Source organism: Tenacibaculum sp. (assembly GCF_050290165.1).
Taxonomy (GTDB): Bacteria; Bacteroidota; Bacteroidia; order Flavobacteriales; family Flavobacteriaceae; genus Polaribacter.
In genome coordinates, this window is sequence record NZ_JBNKHD010000016.1 from 44,511 (window position 1) to 66,571 (window position 22,061).

A 22,061-nucleotide genomic window follows, 5' to 3' on the forward strand; every position below is an offset into this window, starting at 1 on the left:
GTTTTTTTTCAATTACTGGAAACGGTCTTATGACGGTTTAAGACCATAAACTCTTCAACTTTGACCATAGTTTATTTTTGTTATTATCGTTTGTTTTAGAAGTTCTTCTACCATTATTTTTATACCTTGTTGTGCGTAGGCTTTCTTCTCCCAATTCTATTTTTGGATTATAAACCTCTACTTTAACTTTATCTCTGTCAGTTACAACAATTCCTTTCTGATTTGGCCAATTAGAATTCACATATTCAAATTTTCCAATTTTTATCATTTTTTCTAAAATTCTCAAGCCATCTGCATAATCACAATATATTGGAACGGGTAAAGGCTGATATTCTTTAGTCGACTTAATAAATCCAGTAAAAAAATAAGGGTCAAGTTGTCCGAATTCCAATCCGTAAGTCAGAGGAATTTCAATTCGTTGTCCAGTTTTATTATTGGTTAATCCGCAATGTATTCCGTGAAATGCGTATTTCCATCCGTTCATTTCTCCAACTGACTTATATCCAAACTTTTCAGTATGACCTAAAGTATTCATTGGATAATTAGGGTCAATTTTCACATTATGTTTTTCGGCGAATTCATTTATTAGTTCATTTGCTAAATTCCGATAATCTTTCGCGCATTTTTCAAAGAAACCTTGGTGTTCCTCAATTTCTTTGTCAGTAATTAACTTGACAATATTTATTTCTGGTTCAATTGTATGAACGGCAATACGAAATTCAGGATGTTCAAATTTCCATTGTTTTCCAATTTTTTCTCTTTTGAGTTTAATTTTATTGGTAAAAACAATTTTCCATTCAATTCCTCTATCAAGTGATTTAATGGATTTAAAGTTTGGGATGTCATCCAAACTATTACAAACTTGTATTTTTGATATTAAGTCCAATGTTTTTTTAAGCTTGTGCACAACGGTTCGTATAACAGTCAGTTATCGGTTTAGTTTACTTTATTTTTCGGTTTGGCACTGACGTTAGTAATTTCGAGTGGATTCGGGCATAGTCAAATCCGCCGTAATTGTGGTTATACATTGTTGTGAGCAGTTTTTATTTATTTCCAATAATTGATGTTTTATTTCCTTCTACTTGAATGACTTGGGTATTGCTAATGGGAATTAGTTCAATTTGATTTTTGTATTGATTAAGAATTTGCTCTACAGAGTTTTTAAAAGGTTCGTTTGTATGATGCGGTAAAGTGTAAAAGTTAACAATATTTAATGCATTATCGTCTGTTAAGTCTTTTGCTTTTGTTTTATCATCCATTTTCTCTATGTATTTTATGTTTTTCGACATAATTATAGAACCTGCGGAAGCTCCTATGTAAACTTTCCCTTTCTCAATTTCAGAAATTATAATTTTATCAGCTCCTGATTTTTTGAGTTCTTGAAGTAAATAAAATGTGTTTCCTCCAGATACGTAGATAAAATCATTTTTTTCAATCGTTTCTTTTACTGCTTTTCGAGAAGCAGTTGAAACCTCTAGCTCTTTTACTATTAGTCCAAGTTTTTCAAATGCTTTTCTATCGTTTTCTACGTAGCCTTTATATTCTTCAGGAATGCTTGCAGTCGGAATAAAAGTAATTGTTTTATCTTTTATTTTTTCACCTAAAAAAGGTTCTAAAAATTCTGCAACATCAACAAATGAAGATGATAAAAAAAGTTTATTCATTAGTATTATTTCTTAACTTTTAGTTTTTGAATTGTCGTTTCTCAAATTGCCTACAACATATTTGTATATGATTTTTTTGCGGGAAAAGGACGCGAGTCATTTTCCGACGTTGCGGAAAGATAATTAATAAGATTGAATTTCCGTTGAGGAAATTCAGCCGCAATTAATTATACACGGTGTTGTAAGTAGTTTTTCATTTCAACTTACTATCTTTTATTTTTATTCCAATTATTTTTCCAGTCAAATCAGTTTCGATTTCTCTAATGATTTTTTGAGGATATTTAGGAGCTTCATAAAAAGTATCTTGATAATTAGAACTAAAAAGTTCATTTAACTTGAAGTTATAGATTGAATCATCTGAGTTCAATAATTCAACTCCAAAGTCATCTCCAATTCTTCCAAGATTTGATTTGTTTTTTTTATTTAAAATTAAGAAGGTTTCTACAAAATTTAATCCTCTATCAAATGTAAAAATTGTATCATTTCTTTTCCCAATATAAATAGAATCATAGAAAGACAAATTCAGTTTGTAAAATTCTAAGTCTTTATAAAATCTTACATCTTTTATTTTTTCAAGAGTATCTATTTTAAATTCAAAATGTGTTAATTCTCCGTTTTGATTTTCAGCTTTTGAAAAGTGAAAACTGTATTTTAATCCGTTTGAGAATGATTCAATATTTTTTTCAGTTTTTATTTCTTTTTTACAAGAAGTTAAAATTCCAAATATTAATATTAGAATTAGGTTTTTCATAGGCTTTCACTAATTATTTACAAAGGTTTGGTTATGCGCAGTGTGGGATTGAAAAGACGAAACTTTCAATCTTGCACAAACGGTAACCAAAGCTGCGTTTTGTGTTTTTAAATTTATTCAACAAAACGTCAAAGCGAAGCTTTGACGGGCTAAAAGCACCGACCTTTCGATTATCTCGTCAATCCGCATTGCGTATAGATGTTGTTGTAGCACGTTTTTATTTTTTTCTTTCTTATTTCCATGTCATAGTCACTGTTAAAATTCCGAGAACTGCAAACATTGGAAATGCAATCAAAGTCAGTCGAAAATAAGTTCGGTAATATGAGAGACTTGTTTTTATGTCATCCGATATATTTTCAATTTTTTTTCGGTGTTGTAAAAGTGCAAATATGTCAACTGTCTGCTTGAATTGATTGTCATGGAAGCTAATCTTTAAATCTTTCAGTTCAGGTTTGTGTTCAGTTATTAGTTTTTTACTCAAGTTCATCCAAGTGTTCCAAAACCTAAATCCGTGAAATCCAAAGCCCAAAAGCCCCCAAACAACAGGGATATAATTTCTTGTCGGTGGACTGAGCGTCAATATCAAAAGAACACAACCAACTAAAAGAGTCAGAAAGAAAATGTTATGTTGCTTTTCGGTCATTTTTTTAATGTGCTGCAACTAGTTTATATACAGAATAAAATTACTAGTATACTCCTTTTTTGGTAGGATAAGCAGGAGTTTTAAGCAATTTTATTCTTCTTTTTTCAAGTGTCTAATATAAAACAAAATAAAAAAACCGTACAAAAATGTACGGTAGTAATATTGTGCTCTAAATATGGTAATTACTGATGCTCTATAAAAAGATTCTCCATAGGTTTTCTCACTTTGCTTGTATTTTGAGAATTATCTTGCTCTGAACGATAACCAACAGCAGCAATTACAGCGGCATTTAAACCTAATTTATCCAAGCCTAATATTTTGTTATAAGCGTTCGTATCAAACCCCTCCATAGGGCAAGCATCTATTTTAAGTTCTGAGCAAGCATTTAGCAAGTTCCCCAAAGCAAGGTAAGTTTGGTTAGAAGTCCATTGGTTTTTCTCATTCAAAGTTCTACTGTTAACATCGGTTTTAATAAAATCAGAATATCCTTTAAAATCTGAAATATCAACCTGTTCTATTTGAGATTTTAATGAAAAATAAGCATCTATATCTTCATCGGTAACTTTTACACAGTTACAAAACACAAATACATGAGAAGCATCAGTAATTTGACTTTGTCCGTAAGAAACAGCTTTTAGTCGTTCTTTTATGGTACTGTCTTCTATAATCAAAATTTTATACAATTGAAGACCATAAGAAGAAGGTGATAATTGAATCGCTCTTTTTAAAAGTTCTATATGCTGTGCTGAAACTTTTTTAGAAGAATCAAATTTTTTAGTAGCATACCGCCACTCAAGGTTGTCTATTAAAGTCATACTATTATTGTTTATGAATACAACAAATGTAAAAGGGGAGTAGCTATAAAGCCTTTACCTATGTTGATTCAGCAGTTTTTTACATAAAATAGCGGTTTGAAATGGAATCCAAACCGCTATTGTTTATACATGTTGTTGTTTAGTACTTACGAGACTTTTTTAATCTTTTAAAATGCTTCACCATTTTTCCAAAATCTTTTTCTTTTTTCCTTTTTTCAGCTACAGTAGCCTCAAAATGCTCTTTTTCTTTTTCCATTTTTAAATAGTTTTGGTAAGACAATGCATCAATCTCTCCAATTTCAACGGCTTTAATAACCGCACAATCAATTTCTATAGTATGCGTACAATCTTTAAACTTGCAATGTTTAGAATGTTCAAAAATTATTTCGAATGTTTTTTCTAAACCATACGATGTATCAGTGATTCCAACTTCTCTCATTCCAGGATTGTCAATTAAAATTCCACCATCATCAAGAATTATGAGTTCGCGATGAGTGGTGGTGTGCTGACCTTTTTTAGAAAAAAGACTCACATTTTTAGTAATCATGAATTGTTTGTTTGCCAGTGTGTTTACAAGTGTTGATTTACCAACCCCAGAGGAACCTAAAAGACAATAGGTTTTGCCTTTTAATATCACTTCTTTTAGTGTTTCATAACCTTGTTTAGAGGCATTACTGATGGCAAATATGGGTACATTGTTGATTCTTTTTTTTAGGGTAGCGATCAATTCATTTAACAGTATTTCGCTTATCAGATCAATTTTATTCAGGATAATAATTGGTTGAACGTTTGAGGTGTTACAAATTGTAAGATATCTTTCGATTCTATTAATACTGAAATCTCTATCAACTGCCTGCATAATAAAGGCGTAATCTATATTTGTCGCAATTATTTGTAAATCGCCAAATTGACCAACTGCCTTTCTTGAAATAATTGAATTTCGAGGCAGTACCTTATGGATTATTGAGCTATATGAATCGTAAATTACTAGGGCAACCCAGTCTCCCACAGCAGGGAAATCTTCACGAGTATTTGCCGTATATCTTAAGTTTCCTGTAATTTCTGCATCAAATTCGCCTTTTTCTGTTTTAACAACATATCGTTCCTTATGCTCCGAAATAATTCTTCCTATTTCAAAACCTTCTAGGTTATGTTCAATCTTTAGTTTATCTATGTTATCGTTATATCCGAAATCTTCTAGTTTCATATTTTAAGTATTTTAAAATATAGCAAACACTTAAATTATTCATTAATGAAATGAATTTAAATATATAAGCGTTCACAATTCATGTGTTTATATGTAAAATGTAAATAAATAGGAATGCTCCAGATGATTATCTGAAGTAAAAGGTGGTGATAGCCTTAAGAAAATTGACTATCTATTTTACAATATCCGAATACGATACAGATGTAATAGACATAAAATATAATTAGCGTACAAAATTACAAATTTCTCTTATAAAGTTTAAATAAAGCAGGGTGTTTTTGTATTAAGTATAACGGTTACATATAACCGTTAGTTATCGGCTTAAATATACCTTAATTTTCGGCTAAGAACTAGCGTTAGTAATTACCGAGTGAATTTGGATGTAGTCGAATCCGCCGTAATTGCGGTTATATTTTGTTGTAAAACGTTTTTATTCAATTTCCTGTCAGGTATTTATTTTCAGAATAATATTTTTCTTTTCCTTTTATATTATCAAAATCCAACTTAATTATTGTATCGAGGTTTTTCCTCTTAAGGTTTATTGATAAAGATTTATTTTCTTTAGTAATGGTATCCCCAATATTGATAATGTCAAAAAGTTTAGAACTTTGAAAAAAAAAGTCCATTTCCTTATCACCAAAAATTTGATGTCGGATTATAATTATTGGTCTTGCGTGATTATGTTTGTCAATATATTTGTTCGTAACGATTCCCTCATAATTTGAGTGATATTCATCATAAACTATTTTATCGAAAAATTCTTTTTGAGTCAGATTATCACAAGAATTTAGTCCAATTGTCATAAGAAGTAATGTAATAATATTTCGAAGAGTCAATTTTCGTTTTTTAATGTTCTTAACGTATTTGTGTATGATTTTTTGCAGGAAAAGTACGCGAGTCATTTTCCATTGTTTCGGAAAGATAATTAATAAGATTGAATTTCCGTTGAGGAAATTCAGCCGTAATTAATTATATACTGTGCTAGTGACAGTTTTATTTCTCTATTTTCTTTAGTTTGAGTAGATTTTTAATTTTCTCTGACAATCGATTTAGATAATCTCTTGCTATTTCTTCTGTTCCATATAAGTTATGAAATTCAGTAAGTTTCCGTTTCGGATTAGTCAATTCGTTATCTATATCCTCAAGGAATACCTTTAAATATCTTTTATCATAGTCAATAAAGATCGACGCAATTTGATTTATTCTTTCATTAGATACTTTTTTATTTTCAAAAATTATAGAGTAAAGAGGAATTGTTAATGAAGAATCTCTTCTGCTTTCAATTAGTGTTTTACCTTTTTCTCTGCCATAACCTTGTCCGCATTTTTCACATTCACTAGACAGAATATTATTTGAATCTTTTAAAAAGATTAGTGTAGTTCCACATTTAAAGCAAAAGTCTTTTTCCATGGTTTTTTGTAATTACCTACAACGTTTAGTATATGCAGCGTAGTATCCCACAGGGTGCTATAATTTCATATACAGTGTTAGGTGTGTTTTACTTTTCAATGAATTCAAAAGAATCAAAGAAACTATTCATAGATTCATTATCATCATTATTTGGTATAGTCATCACTTGAATCCCTATTTGTAAATTCCCTTTAAGAAAGGTTCTTTGTTTGATAACTATCTGCCGACCTTTAAAACTCTCCTTAACTTCAATTCCAGAAATTCCGTTTTCAGATATTTTTTTTTGACTAATTAAAGTTGATTGTCTTGCATTTAAGGCAGTCTGAATAATATTAGAATAATAATCATCTAAATCAAAATTATCCGTAAGAGTTATATCTTCTGGATATTTAAGTGTAGTGACCATATAAATCAAATTATCATCGTTGACTAGTTTCGGTTGATATAATTCCGCAACTATCTTTGCATTGCCATATTCAGTAGGGGTTTCCATTTCTCTGATTTCCGTTTCTTTAGGAAATTTGATTTTAAAAACTTTGTCTACATTCTCAGATGCTATTTGGTCATTAGGGTTAGGTTTTGTGTCAATAAGTTCAAATGATTCAAAGAACTGATTAATGCTTACATTAAAGTTATTTTCTTCTTCGGTGTTCACGGCAAGGATATACATCCTGTTGTTGACCATATAGAATCTAACTCTTGAAAACTTATTTGTTTTAATATCCTGCCATCTAAATTCTCTACCTATATATCCTAAAATATTGTGATTAAATGTCCCTATGAGTTGAACATTATCGGATTTTATATTGGACGTTTGAGAACCATTAAATAAAGCATAAATATTTTCTGTGCTTAGAGTGTCTGTAAATTCTTTAGGGTAATTAAGGTAATGAACTTCATATGAAAGATTGTCGTCATCTTCTGGTTTAGCTTTAAATGAATATGTCGTTATTTCTCCATATTTCGTAACACCAAACTGTTGAGTTATTTCTGGTTCGATTGGAAAGGATATTTTGAATTTACCTTTCTCATCCTTGAAATCAATTTTGCTTTTTTGTGCTTGACCGCAAGAAGTAAATAATACCAACCAAACTACAAACAGCGAATATGTTTTTATCTTCATTCTAATCTTTTTTAATTACACCTAACGTTTATATATATGAAAAGTTGCGTGTTTGCGAGCGAGGATTTTCCGAAGGAAAATCAGAAGCTAGCAAATGAGCAACTAACTTTGGTTTAGCTAAAACTAGCCATTTTTTATATACGGTGTTGGGTGCAGTTTTTTTATTCAAATGTATAATTCGTTATTGAATCTTCTTTGCTAAAACTTCCTCTCCAACTTTCTTTAATTAATAATTCATTTTTGTCATATTCATAATTTGTAGTTGATTTAACTCCATTGCTTGATTGGTCAACTAATTTTGTTAATTTTCCTTTTTCGTTATAAATATATTTCCAAGTCATTGTTGAATTGCTAAAATAATATTTTGTCTTTTTAATTGATAAACGACCATTTTCGTCATACTTGAAGCTTGTTTTACTTTCTTTTCCGATTGTTTTGCTAATTACAAACGTTTCAACAAGTTTAGCGTTTTCGTATTTAAATTCAGTTGTAGAGTTTGTAGCAGTTTCAGATTTTACAATTTCTCTGATTAACTCATTATTATCATTATACTCAAATGTCCAAAAAATATTAATTTCTCCGTCAGAATCAGTCAATTCTTTTTTATTTAATTGATTTTTAGAATTATAATAAAAGTTAATTGAATTATGGATTTTTCCGTTGGAATTATATCTTATTTCTTTTAATAATTGTTTTTTGTCGTTATAAATAAATTCTTTTTGAATTTTTTCTTCTCCGTCAAATGCTTTGAGTAAATCTCCATTTTTATTAAATGTTTTAATGTTTTCCAGATTTCCTTCTCCGTCAAATGATTTGATTTTTGATATTTCAAATTCAATAATTTCATTTTTTGAAATTTCTTGACTTAAAATAAGGTTTGTTTGAAGTAGTATTATAATTATTAAAGATATCTTTTTCATTTTTAGGTAATTGCAACCAACGGTCTCGTATAACCGTCAGTTACGGGTTAAATTAGCGATTATTTTCGGTTAAGCACTGAGGCTCGCAATTCCGAGTGGATTCGGACGTAGTCGAATCCACCGTAATTGCGGTTATACAGAGTGTTATGTGCTGACTTTTATTATTCAATTCTAAAAGTCATAGGTTTTGTTAAATAATTTCCAGAGATCCTAACGATAGTTGATTTTGAAACTTTTAGTTTAAACGTTGGTCTTCCTGCGTCAATTAAGGAATAAACCAATCTTGCAGTTTTACCATCTGGACTTATCTTTTTTGAATCTTTTCCAGAACTAAATGAGCCTCCTTTAGTATCTGGCCAAAAATCTAATATTTTTGAAGAGTTATTATTTTCAATTTCAGCATAGAATGCTATAAGTCCTAGTGTTTCATTTTTTGAAGGTGTGAATTGTAATATTAATGATTTACTATCATTGTCTTTTTGAATTTCTCTTCCAGAAAGAATTAGGGAAGGTGGTTAGCAAGTTTTTTTGTAATAGCAATGTCTTGAGCTAATTTATTTAACGCAGAATTTTTGTCTTTAGTTGGATATTTTCTTAAAGCTATACTTACAAATGGTTCCAACTTCTCATTTAATTCATTAATTTTTTTTAACATTTCAATTTCTTGTTTACCTCTGTTTTGTATTCCATTTTCAATTGTAGAATGTAAACTGTCTAACTTGATACTCAATAATGAATTTTCTATTCTTAAAGAATCTATATTATTTTTCTGTTTTAGCGAAAGTTCTTTGGAATCATTATCGTCCTTATTCAAAATGAATAACCCAATAATAAATGAAAATATAAGTAATCCATTTACAGTATATTTTAACGATTTTTTTTTATCTATTTGGTCAGAATATATACTTTGTATTAAAGCGATTATTAAAACTACTAATGGAGCTAAGATTTTTAAAAACATAGTTTAAAGTTTCTTATCGATTTTTTAGTTTGCACATAACTTGTTATAAAAGAACTAAAACTTCTTTTATCCGTGTGTTTAACTATGATAAGTGAAATATTTAGCAATTTTATTCTTCTTGTTTCGAGTACACAAGATAAAACAAAATTATTTTCTTAGCTAGAAGCAGCATGTTCTTTTTCATTAAGTTATTTAATAATGAAAATAAAAATTGGGTAAATAAAAAATAATACTATAACTTTGCCCCGTTCATTAACGTATTGATGTTATCAAGAAAGGTGGAGGGAATAGACCCTTTGAAACCTTAGCAACCCTTTGTGGAAACAAAGAAGGTGCTACATTCTACTGCTTTGGCAGAGAGATAACGAAAAGAATTTTTACTTCCTCTTTTCCTGATAACATTATATAGTAAATATCAGGAATGTCAAACATTTATCAAGAAATACAAAAACGAATTCTCGTGCTCGATGGCGCTATGGGAACCATGCTTCAGGAATATAAGTTTACTGAAGAAGATTTTCGTGGAGAACGTTTTAAAGAGTACCCAACACCGTTGCAAGGAAACAACGATTTGTTGTCCATTACACAACCCGAAGCTGTAAAAGAAGTACACAGAAAGTACTTTGCGGCTGGAGCAGACATTGTAGAAACCAATACCTTTTCAGGAACTACCATTGCCATGGCAGACTACCAAATGGAAGATTTGGTATACGAGTTAAATTACCAATCTGCCAAAATAGCCAAAGAAGTCGCTGAAGAGTTTACGGCAAAAGAACCACACAAACCTCGTTTTGTAGCAGGGTCTATTGGGCCCACAAACCGTACGGCAAGCATGTCTCCCGACGTAAACGATCCAGGGTACAGAGCCGTAACTTTTGACGAGTTACTCACTGCCTACAAACAACAAGTAGAAGCTTTGTTAGATGGTGGTTCAGATATTTTATTGGTAGAAACCGTATTCGATACCCTAAATGCCAAAGCGGCTTTATTTGCCATTGAAGAGGTAAAAGCTGAGCGTAATATAGAAGTACCTATCATGGTTTCGGGAACCATTACAGATGCTTCAGGGAGAACTTTGTCTGGACAAACAGCCGAAGCTTTTCTGATTTCTATCTCGCACATTCAGTTGTTATCAGTAGGATTTAATTGCGCTTTAGGAGCCAATTTATTACAACCTCACTTAGAAGCGATTGCTTCTAAAACAGAGTTTGCTATTTCTGCACATCCGAATGCAGGATTGCCTAATGCCTTTGGTGAGTATGATGAAACACCAGAAGAAACCGCCAATCAGATAGAAGAATATTTGAAGAAAAATTTAATCAATATCATAGGTGGATGTTGCGGTACCACGCCTAAACATATTAAAGCCATTGCAGAGGTAGCAGCGAAGTACAAACCACGTCACGCTGAATTTATTTCGGTATCACAAAAGAGTTAGTAAATGAGTGAGGAAAGAAGATACATGAAATTATCGGGGTTAGAACCGTTAATTATTACACCCGAAAGTAATTTTATCAATGTAGGTGAGCGTACAAACGTAGCAGGATCTCGTAAGTTTCTTAGATTGATAAAAGAAGAAAAGTTTGATGAGGCCTTAGCGATAGCACGTCATCAGGTAGATGGAGGAGCGCAAATCATCGATATTAATATGGATGATGGTTTGATTGAGGGAAAAGAAGCGATGGTGCGCTTTTTAAACTTAATTGCTTCCGAACCCGATATTTCTAGAGTTCCTATCATGATTGATAGTTCCAAATGGGAAATCATTGAAGCAGGATTGCAAGTAGTACAAGGAAAATCGGTAGTAAACTCTATTTCTTTAAAAGAAGGGGAAGAAAAATTTATTTGGGAAGCTACGCAGATTAAACGATACGGAGCTGCAGTAATTATCATGGCTTTTGATGAAGTAGGACAAGCAGATACTTATGAACGTAGAATCGAAATTGCAGAACGTTCATATAGGCTGTTAGTAGACACCGTTCACTTTCCACCAGAAGATATCATTTTCGATTTAAACATTTTTCCTGTAGCTACGGGAATGGAAGAGCACAGAAAAAATGCGTTAGATTTTATAGAAGCTACCAGATGGGTACGCGAAAACTTACCGCATGTAAGTGTGAGTGGAGGAGTGAGTAACGTGTCGTTTTCTTTTAGGGGAAACAATGTGGTACGTGAAGCAATGCACTCGGTATTCTTATACTATGCTATCAAAGCAGGGATGAATATGGGAATTGTGAATCCGACAATGTTAGAAGTCTACGATGATATTCCGAAGGATTTATTAGAACATATTGAAGATGTTGTTTTAGATAGAAGAGATGATGCTACCGAACGCTTATTAGAGTTTGCCGAAACGGTAAAAGGAAATAAAAAAGAAAGTAACGAGCAGGTTTTAGAATGGAGAACACTTCCGTTACAAGATCGTATTACACATTCTTTAGTAAAAGGAATAGATGCTTTTATAGAAGAAGATGCAGAAGAAGCACGCTTAAGTGTTGCAAAACCGCTACATGTAATTGAAGGACATTTAATGACTGGAATGAATGTGGTAGGAGACTTGTTTGGTGAAGGAAAAATGTTTTTACCGCAAGTTGTAAAATCTGCCCGAGTAATGAAAAAAGCCGTGGCGTATTTGAATCCGTTTATTGAAGCAGAGAAAAGTGAGGAGCAAAAAGCCATCGGAAAAATATTAATGGCAACCGTAAAAGGAGATGTGCATGATATTGGTAAAAATATCGTATCAGTAGTGTTAGGCTGTAACAATTATGAGATTGTCGATTTAGGAGTAATGGTGCCTCCAGAAAAAATCATTGAAACGGCGAAAAAAGAGAACGTAGATGCCATCGGTTTAAGTGGACTGATAACGCCTTCGTTAGATGAAATGGTGTATTTAGCCAAAGAAATGGAACGTCAAAATCTGGAGATTCCTTTATTAATAGGAGGTGCAACGACCTCGAAAGCGCATACTGCTGTAAAAATAGATACGCAGTATAAAAACGCAGTAGTACACGTAAACGATGCTTCAAGAGCAGTAACTGTAGTAGGAGATTTATTGAATAAAGAAACCTCTAATGAATATGTTGCCAAATTGAAGCAAGATTATGAGGAGTTTCGTGATAAGTTTTTGAAACGAGGAAAACAGAAGCACTACATTTCTATTGAAGAAGCAAGAGAACGAAAGTTTACAATAGATTGGGACACCACTAATATTATTAAACCTAAAGAATTAGGAGTGCAAAAATTAGAACAGGTAAGTTTAAAAGAACTCGTGCCTTATTTTGATTGGAGTCCTTTTTTCCGTTCGTGGGATTTACACGGAAAGTTTCCAGATATTTTAGAAGACGAAGTAGTAGGTACAGAAGCAACTAACTTGCATGAAGATGCTCAAAAAATGTTGCAACTCATCATAGAAAAACAAGCGTTAAAACCTAAAGCAATCTTTGGGTTATTTGAAGCGAATACTATTAATAACGATGACATTTCTGTACAAAAGAAAGGAAAGGAAGTTGCTGTTTTCAGAACCTTACGTCAGCAATTAAAAAAGAGAGATGGTAAACCAAGTTTTGCCTTGGCTGATTTTATCGCTCCAAAGGAAACTCAAAAACAAGATTATATAGGAGCTTTTTGTACGGCCATTTTTGGTGCCGATGAGTTGGCATTACAATACAAAGAGAACCATGATGATTATAATGCAATTATGACACAAGCTATTGCCGATCGTTTTGCAGAAGCTTTTGCAGAGTATTTACATCATCGAGTAAGAACCAAACATTGGGGCTATGCTTCCGAAGAAAACTTAACCAATGATGAATTGATAAAAGAAACTTATAAAGGAATACGTCCTGCACCAGGATACCCTGCTTGTCCTGATCATTTAGAGAAGGAGACAATATGGGAATTGTTACAAGTAGAAGAAAACATAGGGGTAACCTTAACAGAAAGTTTAGCGATGTGGCCAGCGGCAGCAGTTTCAGGTTATTATTTTGCCAATGAAGAAGCTAAATATTTCGGTTTGGGTAAAATAACAGATAATCAGGTAAGAGATTATGCAGAACGAAAAAATATTCCTTTAGAAAAAGCCAGAAAATGGTTGCATCCAAATATATCAGACAATTAATAATAATTTAAAAAAACAATAAAAAGAGCGTATTTAATTAACAATAAGTTTTAAGTAAGCTAAGATAAAAGCTAAAAAGCCATAGTAATATTGCTGTATAAAAAATCAGGTACGATGAAACCTATATTATTTCAATAATTAGGCTACATCTAACAATTGAGAAATCATAAAAATCAACAGATGAAAAAATATCAATTAGAAATCAGGTTTGCAATTCAGTTAGCAATTATGGCAGTTTTATCGTTATTCGTAGCTTCACTAATGTAAGTTAAATATGCCTTTGTAAGCTATACTTATGAAGGTAACAGAACACATACAAAATGCTAACGGAACATCGTTGTTTTCGTTTGAAATTCTTCCGCCATTAAAGGGAGATACTATTGATTCAATATTTAAAAATATTGATCCGTTAATGGAGTTCAATCCTCCTTTTATAGACGTAACCTATCATCGAGAAGAGTACGTGTATAAAGAATTAGAAAACGGATTGTTAAAAAAGCAGGTGGTAAAAAAGCGTCCAGGTACGGTAGGTATTTGTGCGGCGATTCAAAATAAATATCAAGTAGATGCCATTCCACATATTTTATGTGGAGGATTTACCAAAGAAGACACCGAGAACTTCTTAATAGACCTCGATTTTTTAGGTATCGATAACGTAGTTGCATTGCGTGGAGATGCGGTAAAAAGCGAAACCTATTTTAAACCCGAAAAAGAAGGACATGCCTATGCAAGTGAGCTAGTAACTCAAATAGAAAGTTTAAATAAAGGAAGGTATTTAGATGATAATTTACAAAACTCCTCAAAAACTGATTTTTGTATTGGTGTAGCTGGTTACCCAGAAAAACACATGGAAGCACCAAGTTTAGATTCTGACATTCACTTTTTAAAGAAAAAGATTAGAAACGGAGCTAGTTATGTAGTAACTCAAATGTTTTTTGACAATCAAAAGTATTTTGAGTTTGTAGAAAAATGCAGAGAGGCAGGAATTACAGTTCCTATTATTCCAGGGTTAAAACCAATCTCCACCAAAAAGCAATTGAATCTTATTCCACATCGTTTTAAGGTAGATTTACCAGATGCTTTGGTGAAAGAAGTCGTGAATTGTAAAGACAATAGTGAAGTGCGTCAAGTAGGTATTGAATGGTGTATTGCACAAAGTAAGGAGCTACAACAAAAGGGAGTGCCTATTTTGCACTATTACTCAATGGGAAGATCAACTAATATTCAACAAATAGCGGAGGCAGTTTTTTAATCGCAGGGCGATAGCCAAAGGTTTAATTCTCTGAAGAAGTTGATCACTAACCGTCATTTCGAACCAAGTGAAACGAAGTGTGAGAAATCTCATTAAACGAGTAACTCAATTCAAAATAGATTCCTCCTCGTACCTCGTTCGGAATGACGTGAGTAAACATTCTTTTACTATTACCTTGTTTATATAACAAAGTTGAAAGTAATATATTTACATGTTAAACAAAGAAAAAGATGAAATTACCATTATATCAAATAGATGCTTTTACAGATAAAGTATTTGGAGGAAATCCAGCCTGTGTTGTACCCTTACAAGATTGGTTACCAGATGAAATTCTTTTAAAAATAGCCAAGGAAAATGCTGTGGCAGAAACAGCTTTTTTTGTTGATAAAGGAGAGAAAATACATTTAAGATGGTTTACTCCAGAAATTGAAATGGATTTATGTGGACATGCAACACTTGCTACAGCTCACTGTTTACACTCAATTTTAAACTATCCTCATGATAAAATCATATTTGAAACCTTGAGTGGTGACTTAATTATTACCATTCAAGAAGACTTTTATTCTATGGATTTACCTTCTAGAATGCCTGTAGTTTCAGAATTACCTGAAATCATTCAAAAATCTTTAAATATAGAACCTAAAGAGGTGTTAAAATCTAGAGATTATGTATTGGTTTACGATTCAGAAGAGCAAATAAAAAATGTAAAAGTAGACAGACAAATCTTTGATCAAATAAATCTTGATCCGGGAGGTGTTGTAATTACTGCTATGGGTGATGAATGTGATTTTGTATCAAGGTATTTCACCCCACAATCTTCAATTTTAGAAGACCCTGTTACGGGATCTTCTCATTGTTCATTAGTACCTTTTTGGAGTTCAAGATTAAACAAAGAGAATTTGGATGCTATACAAGTTTCTGAAAGAGTAGGAGTGCTAAAATGCCAAAATAAAAAGGATAGGGTAATAATTAGCGGCAAAGCCAAAACATATTCAGAAGGAAACTTATGGATAGAGTAAAATGTGTTTAAAAAGTCGTCATTTCGAACCGAGTGAAACGAAGTGTGAGAAATCTTATGAAAGTAAGTTATTCATTTTTATGAGATTTCTCCCTTCGGTCGAAATGACAGGTTAGTTTTTAATATTTCATACGTCATAACGAGGGGTATAACGACATAGTTATCTCATTAAGAGAAAGTAGTACCCAAAGTATTATTTTTGGGTACTAACAAATTTTTCCTGAATAATTTGTGCTACAGGTTTATTTTCTATCTTGCTTTCAAGCCAAGAAAGAATATCTAAATACAAAAAAGCTCTTTTTTCATAAGGATGATTCTCATATACTTTTAAGCGATCGTATATCTTTTTAAACTCCTTTTTTATTTGATGTGGATACACATCGCCTAATGCTTTAATTGAAGAGATAAACTCTTTTTGAACTTCTTGTAGATTCTCCATTTTTAGTAAAAAACGATAAGTATCTTTAAATTGTCGTTCTAAATCGTAATCCAATCCGCACTCATAATGGGCAATTAAGCACAATACTCTGGCAAAACATTGCAAATCTTGTGCTACATCAATATGTTTAGATTTGATGATTTTATTTAGGTATAAAATACACTCTTTGTTTTTGCCCATACCAAAGTACAAACAAGCTATTTTATAGTAAAATACAACAATATGATGCGTGTCTAAACGATCCTTGTATTCATCAATTTTATCATTGATAATGTCTACTAAATATTCGCCTTCTAAAAAGTTTCCTTCTAAAAAGTGTAGGTGTAATTTATTGGCATAATAGTATAAAAAGGTAAGGATTTCAGTATTACTATTCTGAGGAATAGTTTTAGCCTCAATTTCATCTTTAAACAAAGAAAGTTCTTCTTTAAATTTATCATAGTGCTTGATAAAAAATAAGCTTTCTAATAAATAATTTTTCCCTTTCAAATAAAAAACAGGGTGTAAAGAAATATTCTTAGGATCATTTTTAAATAAATCTACCCATTTGTTGGCGTATTTATAGCTCTGTAAAAAATCTTGTGTTAAAAAACTATGCCACAAGTGTGCTTTGTACAGCCATAACTTTTCTCTAAATCCTAATTTTTCATAAGTATATTCAGGTAACTTAGAATTGAAATAAGAATTTACGCGTTGTAGTTCTTCATCATTTTTTACGTAGCCATTTTTTAATAAAGTTCCATATAATTGTAGTGATAGGTTAGATAATTTACTTGCAATGACATTTTGCTGACTCAGCTCTTTTGCTTGAACAGTTAGTTCATCAGAACGTGTATCAATACTTCTAGTAATATATTGACTTTCAATAACTTTTTCCAGTTCTACAATTTCATAGGCAATGTTTTTTTCTTCATTTTCAATTGCCATATTTTTTGCTTTGTCAAGGAGCTTTAAACTTTGTTTGTACAATCCTTTTTGATACAAAACCGTAGCAAAATCTAACTGTTCACGTATTTGAATTCTGATGTTTTTATGAGCAGGATTCATACGAAGACTAATCAGTATTTGCTTATATAAATGCGCTTTTAAATTTGAAAGTTGTAATTTGCTAACAACACCACTATCAATAATAGCTTTTTCATTATAACACTTTTGTTTTTCTAACAATTTAAAAAGGGTAAAGAATTTCGCATCTACATTACCACCTAAACGACCTACATATAAATTAAATTGACGTTTTTCTGATTTTGATAAGGACTTTATCAAAACAAATAATGCGTCATTTTGTTGGTTGGAGAATGTAATTGGTTTACGCATAACTTTTTGTCTTTCAGTAGTTTATTTTTGTTTTTTCTTGTTTTGATATCGTAACTACCCCATTTAAAAAGAGTTTGTTAGAAAAGCCAATATATACATTTGGATTTTATTCTGATAATCATAGTTAGATTTATGCACAACGATAAAATTCAAATTTTTGATACCACTTTACGAGACGGGGAACAGGTTCCAGGATGTAAATTAGATACCCAACAAAAATTAATTATTGCCGAAAGACTCGATTTTTTAGGAGTTGATGTAATAGAAGCAGGTTTCCCTGTGTCGAGTCCAGGTGATTTTACTTCGGTACAAGAGATTGCTAAACTGGTTACAAACGCTTCAGTTTGCGGATTAACAAGAGCTGTAAAAAAAGATATTGAAGTAGCTGCCGATGCTTTAAAATTTGCTAATAAGCCTAGAATTCATACAGGTATTGGTACTAGCGATTCTCATATTCAATACAAGTTTAATGCTTCAAAAGACGAAGTAATTAGACGCGCTAAAGAAGCAGTTTCGTATGCGAAGAACTTTGTAGATGATGTAGAGTTTTATGCAGAAGATGCTGGTAGAACTGATAATGCTTTTTTAGCAAAAGTTTGCGAAGAGGTTATCAAATCAGGGGCAACAGTGTTGAATATTCCAGATACTACAGGGTATTGTTTGCCAGAAGAATACGGAGCAAAAATTAAGTACTTAAAAGAACATGTAAAAGGTATTGAGAATGTGATTATCTCTTGCCATTGTCATAATGATTTAGGGTTGGCAACAGCTAATTCAATCGCTGGAGCAATTAATGGTGCACGTCAAATAGAATGTACCATAAATGGAATTGGGGAACGTGCAGGGAATACTGCATTAGAAGAAGTAGTTATGATTTTAAAACAACATCCATACTTAAATCTTCAAACAGATATCAATACCAAATTGTTATACGATACAAGTATCATGGTTCGTGAAAAAATGGGAATGCCTGTTCAGCCTAATAAAGCAATAGTAGGAGCTAATGCTTTTGCACATAGTTCAGGAATTCATCAAGACGGAGTGATTAAAAATCGTGAGACTTATGAAATTATCAATCCAGCAGATGTGGGGGTTAATGAAAGCGCTATTGTGTTAACTGCACGAAGCGGAAGAGCAGCCTTAGCATATCGTGCCAAAAAGATTGGATATGAATTAACCAAAATTCAATTAGATACTGCTTATAAAACTTTTTTACAGTTTGCTGACAGACAAAAAGAAGTGATTGATGAAGATATTCACCAAATTATGAAACAAGTTAATAAGATATCAAAAATAGCTATAGCCTAATGGGAAAGACATTATTTGATAAAGTTTGGGATGCACATGTGGTTGATAGCATTAAAGACGGACCACAAATTCTCTATATAGACAAGCATTTAATTCACGAGGTGACAAGTCCACAGGCATTTAATGAATTAAAAGAACGCAATATTCCAATTGCGCGACCTGATAAAATTGTTGCAACGGCTGATCATAACACACCAACTGTAAATCAACATTTGCCGATAAAAGACGAGTTGTCTCGAAATCAGCTAGAACAATTGACCAAAAACTGTGAGGAAAACAACATTACCTTATACGGGTTAGGTCATCGTTATAATGGAATAGTTCATGTTATGGCTCCTGAATTAGGAATCACACAACCAGGAATGACGATGGTATGTGGTGATAGTCATACCTCAACGCATGGTGCTTTTGGTACTATTGCTTTTGGTATCGGTACTAGCCAAGTAGCACAGGTATTTGCAAGCCAATGTTTGTTGTTAGAAAAGCCTAAGAGTTTACGTGTAAATGTGAATGGAAAGTTGAAAAATGGAGTATTACCAAAAGATGTAATCTTATATATCATTGCCAAACTAGGTACGAATTCAGGTACTGGATATTTTTGTGAATATGCTGGAAATGTATTCGAAGAAATGTCTATGGAAGGACGTATGACCGTTTGCAATATGAGTATTGAAATGGGAGCAAGAGGAGGTATGATTGCTCCAGATGAGACTACTTTTGAATACGTAAAAGGACGTGAGTTTGCTCCAAAAGGAGAGGAGTTTGATAAAAAAGTAGCGTATTGGAAAACGCTTAAAACAGATAAAAATGCAGCATTCGATAAAGAATACTCGTTTGAAGCAGAAGATATTGAACCAATGGTAACTTATGGAACCAACCCAGGAATGGGTATAAAAATTTCTGAAAATATTCCCCTTTTAAATGATGCTTCCTTTGAAAAGTCATTGCAATATATGGATTTTCAAAAAGGAGCATCTTTAATAGATAAACCGATTAATTATGTTTTCATTGGTAGTTGTACAAATTCTCGAATTGAAGATTTTAGAGTCGCTGCCAATTATATAAAAGGAAAGCAAAAAGCACCTAATGTACATGCATGGTTAGTACCTGGGTCACAACAAGTAGCAAAACAAATTAAACTAGAAGGATTACAAACCATTTTTGAAGAAGCAGGTTTTCAATTACGTCAACCAGGATGTTCTGCTTGTTTAGCAATGAACGACGATAAAATTCCAGCAAAAGAATACTGTGTTTCTACATCCAATAGAAATTTTGAAGGACGTCAAGGACAAGGAGCACGTACTATTTTAGCAAGTCCTCTTGTAGCTGCAGCGACAGCTATTGAGGGTAAAATAATTGACATTACTAAACACTTAAATTAAGATGGAAAAGTTTGTAAAACTGATTGATACAGCCATACCTTTACCAACAGAAAATATTGATACAGATCAAATTATACCAGCACGCTTTTTAAAATCGACTGACAAAAATGGCTTTGGTGATAATGTGTTTAGAGATTGGCGTTTTCAAAAAGATGGAAGCTTAAATGAAGATTTTGTATTAAATAATGATAATTATAGCGGAAGCATTTTAATCGCAGGAGATAATTTTGGTTGTGGCTCTAGTAGAGAACATGCAGCTTGGGCGTTAGCGGGTTATGGATTTAAGGTAGTTGTCAGTAGTTTTTTTGCTGATATTTTTAAAGGAAATGCTTTGAATAATGGAATCTTACCTATACAAGTACCAAAAGAATTTTTAGCGACACTCCTAAAAAAAGTTACTGATGTACCGGATACTACGATAATTATCGACTTAGAAAATCAAGTATTAAAAACTCCTATTGGGAATATAGATTTTGAAATCAATTCATATAAAAAACTATGCTTATTAAATGGTTATGATGATATTGATTTTTTAATTAGTAAACAAGATAAAATAACAGCTTTTGAAGCAAAAATGGTATAAAAAAGAAATATATGAAGTACAATATAACCGTAATTCCAGGAGATGGAATAGGACCTGAAGTAATCGAGCAGGCAAAAAAAGTGCTAAAAGCAGTTGGTAATGTATTCGATCATACTTTTTTATTTAAAGAAACATTGATGGGAGCTTGCGCTATTGATCAAACAGGAACCCCATTACCAGAAGAAACTATTGAACTATGTAAAACTAGTGATGCTATATTATTTGGAGCCATTGGAGACCCAAAGTATGATAATGATCCTACAGCTAAGGTACGTCCAGAACAAGGCTTATTGCGTTTACGAAAGGAGTTAGGCTTGTTTTGTAATGTGCGTCCAGTAAAAGCATATGATACGTTGATTCATAATTCACCTTTAAAGAAAGAAAGAATTGAAGGAACAGATATCGATATTTATAGAGAGTTAACAGGTGGAATTTACTTTGGTATTAAAGAACTAAGTGATGATGGAAAGCATGCTTTTGATGGTTGTTCTTATACAGTTGAAGAAATTGAACGAATGGCACATTTAGCTTTTCAGTCAGCGCAAAAAAGACGTAAAAAGCTAACTTTGGTAGACAAAGCTAATGTATTAGAAACTTCAAGATTGTGGCGTAAAACAGTTACGGCCATGGCAAGTGACTACCCTGATGTTGAAGTAGATTTTTTATTTGTAGACAATGCAGCAATGCAGTTAATTTTAAATCCGAAACAGTTTGATGTAATTTTAACAGAAAACCTTTTTGGAGATATACTTTCTGACGAAGCCAGTGTTATTGGTGGTTCTATAGGTTTATTAGCATCTGCTTCCGTTGGAAAAGAAAATGCTTTGTTTGAGCCAATACACGGTTCTTTTCCACAAGCTAAAGGAAAAGATATCGCAAATCCGTTAGCTTCAATCTTATCTGCAGCTATGCTATTAAAACATTTAGGTTTATTACAAGAAGCTCAAGTAGTAGAAGCAGCAGTTGAAAAATCATTAGAATTAGGAATTACAACTCAAGATATTAATCCGGAAAACCCATTTTCAACCAGTAAAGTTGGTGATTTTATTGCTGATTACATTTATAATCAGGAAGATAGTAATATCAACTTTCAAAATGTACATATGGGACAAAGCACCATTATTTAATCAATTAGTTATTTTTTGCAAAGA

20 protein-coding genes and 1 riboswitch are annotated in these 22,061 nt (G+C 32.1%); of the genes, 8 read left to right on the plus strand and 12 right to left on the minus strand.

Annotated features, from left to right (window positions below; all coding sequences use genetic code 11):
- Window positions 1-37 precede the first annotated feature (37 nt).
- The 11 genes from ACQY6M_RS14310 to ACQY6M_RS14360 all read right to left on the minus strand — a co-directional run bounded on the left by ACQY6M_RS14310 (window position 38) and on the right by ACQY6M_RS14360 (window position 9,494).
- Complete coding sequence (locus ACQY6M_RS14310) at window positions 38-886, minus strand: DUF6896 domain-containing protein (protein ID WP_428741136.1); 849 nt, start codon at window positions 884-886, stop codon at window positions 38-40.
- A gap of 157 nt (window positions 887-1,043) precedes the next feature.
- A complete protein-coding gene (locus ACQY6M_RS14315) occupies window positions 1,044-1,664 on the minus strand; it encodes a Type 1 glutamine amidotransferase-like domain-containing protein (protein ID WP_428741135.1) in 621 nt (206 codons plus the stop codon).
- A 193-nt stretch (window positions 1,665-1,857) separates the two neighbouring features.
- Window positions 1,858-2,415, minus strand: coding sequence for a hypothetical protein (locus tag ACQY6M_RS14320; RefSeq protein WP_428741134.1), 558 nt, complete (start codon window positions 2,413-2,415; stop codon window positions 1,858-1,860).
- A 232-nt stretch (window positions 2,416-2,647) separates the two neighbouring features.
- Window positions 2,648-3,058 (minus strand): hypothetical protein, encoded by a 411-nt coding sequence (locus tag ACQY6M_RS14325; protein ID WP_428741133.1) that lies wholly within the window; start codon window positions 3,056-3,058, stop codon window positions 2,648-2,650.
- Between the two features lie 182 nt (window positions 3,059-3,240).
- Window positions 3,241-3,873: an NAD(P)H-dependent oxidoreductase gene (locus ACQY6M_RS14330; protein ID WP_428741132.1), complete on the minus strand. Its 633-nt coding sequence runs from the start codon at window positions 3,871-3,873 to the stop codon at window positions 3,241-3,243.
- 139 nt (window positions 3,874-4,012) lie between these two features.
- The gene (gene rsgA, locus ACQY6M_RS14335; RefSeq protein WP_428741131.1) at window positions 4,013-5,080 is read right to left on the minus strand and encodes a ribosome small subunit-dependent GTPase A; all 1,068 of its coding nucleotides are present in this window, start codon (window positions 5,078-5,080) and stop codon (window positions 4,013-4,015) included.
- Window positions 5,081-5,514: 434 nt separating this feature from the next.
- Window positions 5,515-5,883 carry a hypothetical protein gene (locus tag ACQY6M_RS14340; RefSeq protein ID WP_428741130.1) on the minus strand — a complete coding sequence of 123 codons (369 nt, stop codon included), beginning with the start codon at window positions 5,881-5,883 and terminating at the stop codon, window positions 5,515-5,517.
- Between the two features lie 190 nt (window positions 5,884-6,073).
- A complete protein-coding gene (locus ACQY6M_RS14345) occupies window positions 6,074-6,490 on the minus strand; it encodes a hypothetical protein (RefSeq protein ID WP_428741129.1) in 417 nt (138 codons plus the stop codon).
- Window positions 6,491-6,578: 88 nt separating this feature from the next.
- A complete protein-coding gene (locus ACQY6M_RS14350) occupies window positions 6,579-7,613 on the minus strand; it encodes a hypothetical protein (protein ID WP_428741128.1) in 1,035 nt (344 codons plus the stop codon).
- A 161-nt stretch (window positions 7,614-7,774) separates the two neighbouring features.
- Window positions 7,775-8,533, minus strand: coding sequence for a hypothetical protein (locus tag ACQY6M_RS14355; RefSeq protein ID WP_428741127.1), 759 nt, complete (start codon window positions 8,531-8,533; stop codon window positions 7,775-7,777).
- A gap of 502 nt (window positions 8,534-9,035) precedes the next feature.
- Window positions 9,036-9,494: a hypothetical protein gene (locus ACQY6M_RS14360; protein WP_428741126.1), complete on the minus strand. Its 459-nt coding sequence runs from the start codon at window positions 9,492-9,494 to the stop codon at window positions 9,036-9,038.
- A gap of 263 nt (window positions 9,495-9,757) precedes the next feature.
- A riboswitch (SAM riboswitch) is annotated at window positions 9,758-9,862 on the plus strand.
- A gap of 53 nt (window positions 9,863-9,915) precedes the next feature.
- On the opposite strand from ACQY6M_RS14360, the gene ACQY6M_RS14365 reads away from it, so the two are divergent.
- The 4 genes from ACQY6M_RS14365 (at window position 9,916) to ACQY6M_RS14380 (ending at window position 15,882) form a co-directional block, all read left to right on the plus strand.
- Window positions 9,916-10,932, plus strand: a complete 1,017-nt coding sequence (locus tag ACQY6M_RS14365) for a homocysteine S-methyltransferase family protein (protein WP_428741125.1) — start codon at window positions 9,916-9,918, stop codon at window positions 10,930-10,932.
- A gap of 3 nt (window positions 10,933-10,935) precedes the next feature.
- Complete coding sequence (gene metH, locus ACQY6M_RS14370; protein ID WP_428741124.1) at window positions 10,936-13,611, plus strand: methionine synthase; 2,676 nt, start codon at window positions 10,936-10,938, stop codon at window positions 13,609-13,611.
- Between the two features lie 295 nt (window positions 13,612-13,906).
- The gene (gene metF, locus ACQY6M_RS14375; RefSeq protein WP_428741123.1) at window positions 13,907-14,863 is read left to right on the plus strand and encodes a methylenetetrahydrofolate reductase [NAD(P)H]; all 957 of its coding nucleotides are present in this window, start codon (window positions 13,907-13,909) and stop codon (window positions 14,861-14,863) included.
- A gap of 230 nt (window positions 14,864-15,093) precedes the next feature.
- The gene (locus tag ACQY6M_RS14380; protein ID WP_428741122.1) at window positions 15,094-15,882 is read left to right on the plus strand and encodes a PhzF family phenazine biosynthesis protein; all 789 of its coding nucleotides are present in this window, start codon (window positions 15,094-15,096) and stop codon (window positions 15,880-15,882) included.
- 192 nt (window positions 15,883-16,074) lie between these two features.
- Here the strand turns inward: ACQY6M_RS14380 and ACQY6M_RS14385 are convergent, their stop codons facing one another.
- Window positions 16,075-17,637, minus strand: coding sequence for a hypothetical protein (locus ACQY6M_RS14385; protein WP_428741121.1), 1,563 nt, complete (start codon window positions 17,635-17,637; stop codon window positions 16,075-16,077).
- A gap of 132 nt (window positions 17,638-17,769) precedes the next feature.
- Here ACQY6M_RS14385 and ACQY6M_RS14390 point away from each other — a divergent pair, with 132 nt between their 5' ends.
- The 4 genes from ACQY6M_RS14390 to leuB are packed head-to-tail and all read left to right on the plus strand — an operon-like array spanning window position 17,770 to window position 22,037.
- Window positions 17,770-18,945 carry a 2-isopropylmalate synthase gene (locus tag ACQY6M_RS14390; protein ID WP_428741120.1) on the plus strand — a complete coding sequence of 392 codons (1,176 nt, stop codon included), beginning with the start codon at window positions 17,770-17,772 and terminating at the stop codon, window positions 18,943-18,945.
- On the plus strand, window positions 18,945-20,327 hold the full coding sequence (leuC, locus tag ACQY6M_RS14395; RefSeq protein WP_428741119.1) for a 3-isopropylmalate dehydratase large subunit: 1,383 nt from the start codon (window positions 18,945-18,947) through the stop codon (window positions 20,325-20,327). The genes ACQY6M_RS14390 and leuC overlap by 1 nt, the downstream gene beginning before the upstream one ends.
- A 1-nt stretch (window position 20,328) precedes the next feature.
- Complete coding sequence (gene leuD, locus ACQY6M_RS14400; RefSeq protein WP_428741118.1) at window positions 20,329-20,910, plus strand: 3-isopropylmalate dehydratase small subunit; 582 nt, start codon at window positions 20,329-20,331, stop codon at window positions 20,908-20,910.
- Window positions 20,911-20,921: 11 nt separating this feature from the next.
- Window positions 20,922-22,037 (plus strand): 3-isopropylmalate dehydrogenase, encoded by a 1,116-nt coding sequence (gene leuB / locus ACQY6M_RS14405; RefSeq protein ID WP_428741117.1) that lies wholly within the window; start codon window positions 20,922-20,924, stop codon window positions 22,035-22,037.
- The last annotated feature ends 24 nt before the right edge of the window (window positions 22,038-22,061 follow it).

Bases quoted from the DNA above. Each gene is read 5' to 3' on its own strand.
- ACQY6M_RS14315 (WP_428741135.1), bottom strand. From the start codon at position 1,664: ATGAATAAACTTTTTTTATCATCTTCATTTGTTGATGTTGCAGAATTT.
- ACQY6M_RS14320 (WP_428741134.1), bottom strand. From the start codon at position 2,415: ATGAAAAACCTAATTCTAATATTAATATTTGGAATTTTAACTTCTTGT.
- ACQY6M_RS14325 (WP_428741133.1), bottom strand. From the start codon at position 3,058: ATGACCGAAAAGCAACATAACATTTTCTTTCTGACTCTTTTAGTTGGT.
- ACQY6M_RS14330 (WP_428741132.1), bottom strand. From the start codon at position 3,873: ATGACTTTAATAGACAACCTTGAGTGGCGGTATGCTACTAAAAAATTT.
- rsgA (WP_428741131.1), bottom strand. From the start codon at position 5,080: ATGAAACTAGAAGATTTCGGATATAACGATAACATAGATAAACTAAAG.
- ACQY6M_RS14340 (WP_428741130.1), bottom strand. From the start codon at position 5,883: ATGACAATTGGACTAAATTCTTGTGATAATCTGACTCAAAAAGAATTT.
- ACQY6M_RS14345 (WP_428741129.1), bottom strand. From the start codon at position 6,490: ATGGAAAAAGACTTTTGCTTTAAATGTGGAACTACACTAATCTTTTTA.
- ACQY6M_RS14350 (WP_428741128.1), bottom strand. From the start codon at position 7,613: ATGAAGATAAAAACATATTCGCTGTTTGTAGTTTGGTTGGTATTATTT.
- ACQY6M_RS14355 (WP_428741127.1), bottom strand. From the start codon at position 8,533: ATGAAAAAGATATCTTTAATAATTATAATACTACTTCAAACAAACCTT.
- ACQY6M_RS14360 (WP_428741126.1), bottom strand. From the start codon at position 9,494: ATGTTTTTAAAAATCTTAGCTCCATTAGTAGTTTTAATAATCGCTTTA.
- ACQY6M_RS14365 (WP_428741125.1), top strand. From the start codon at position 9,916: ATGTCAAACATTTATCAAGAAATACAAAAACGAATTCTCGTGCTCGAT.
- metH (WP_428741124.1), top strand. From the start codon at position 10,936: ATGAGTGAGGAAAGAAGATACATGAAATTATCGGGGTTAGAACCGTTA.
- metF (WP_428741123.1), top strand. From the start codon at position 13,907: ATGAAGGTAACAGAACACATACAAAATGCTAACGGAACATCGTTGTTT.
- ACQY6M_RS14380 (WP_428741122.1), top strand. From the start codon at position 15,094: ATGAAATTACCATTATATCAAATAGATGCTTTTACAGATAAAGTATTT.
- ACQY6M_RS14385 (WP_428741121.1), bottom strand. From the start codon at position 17,637: ATGCGTAAACCAATTACATTCTCCAACCAACAAAATGACGCATTATTT.
- ACQY6M_RS14390 (WP_428741120.1), top strand. From the start codon at position 17,770: ATGCACAACGATAAAATTCAAATTTTTGATACCACTTTACGAGACGGG.
- leuC (WP_428741119.1), top strand. From the start codon at position 18,945: ATGGGAAAGACATTATTTGATAAAGTTTGGGATGCACATGTGGTTGAT.
- leuD (WP_428741118.1), top strand. From the start codon at position 20,329: ATGGAAAAGTTTGTAAAACTGATTGATACAGCCATACCTTTACCAACA.
- leuB (WP_428741117.1), top strand. From the start codon at position 20,922: ATGAAGTACAATATAACCGTAATTCCAGGAGATGGAATAGGACCTGAA.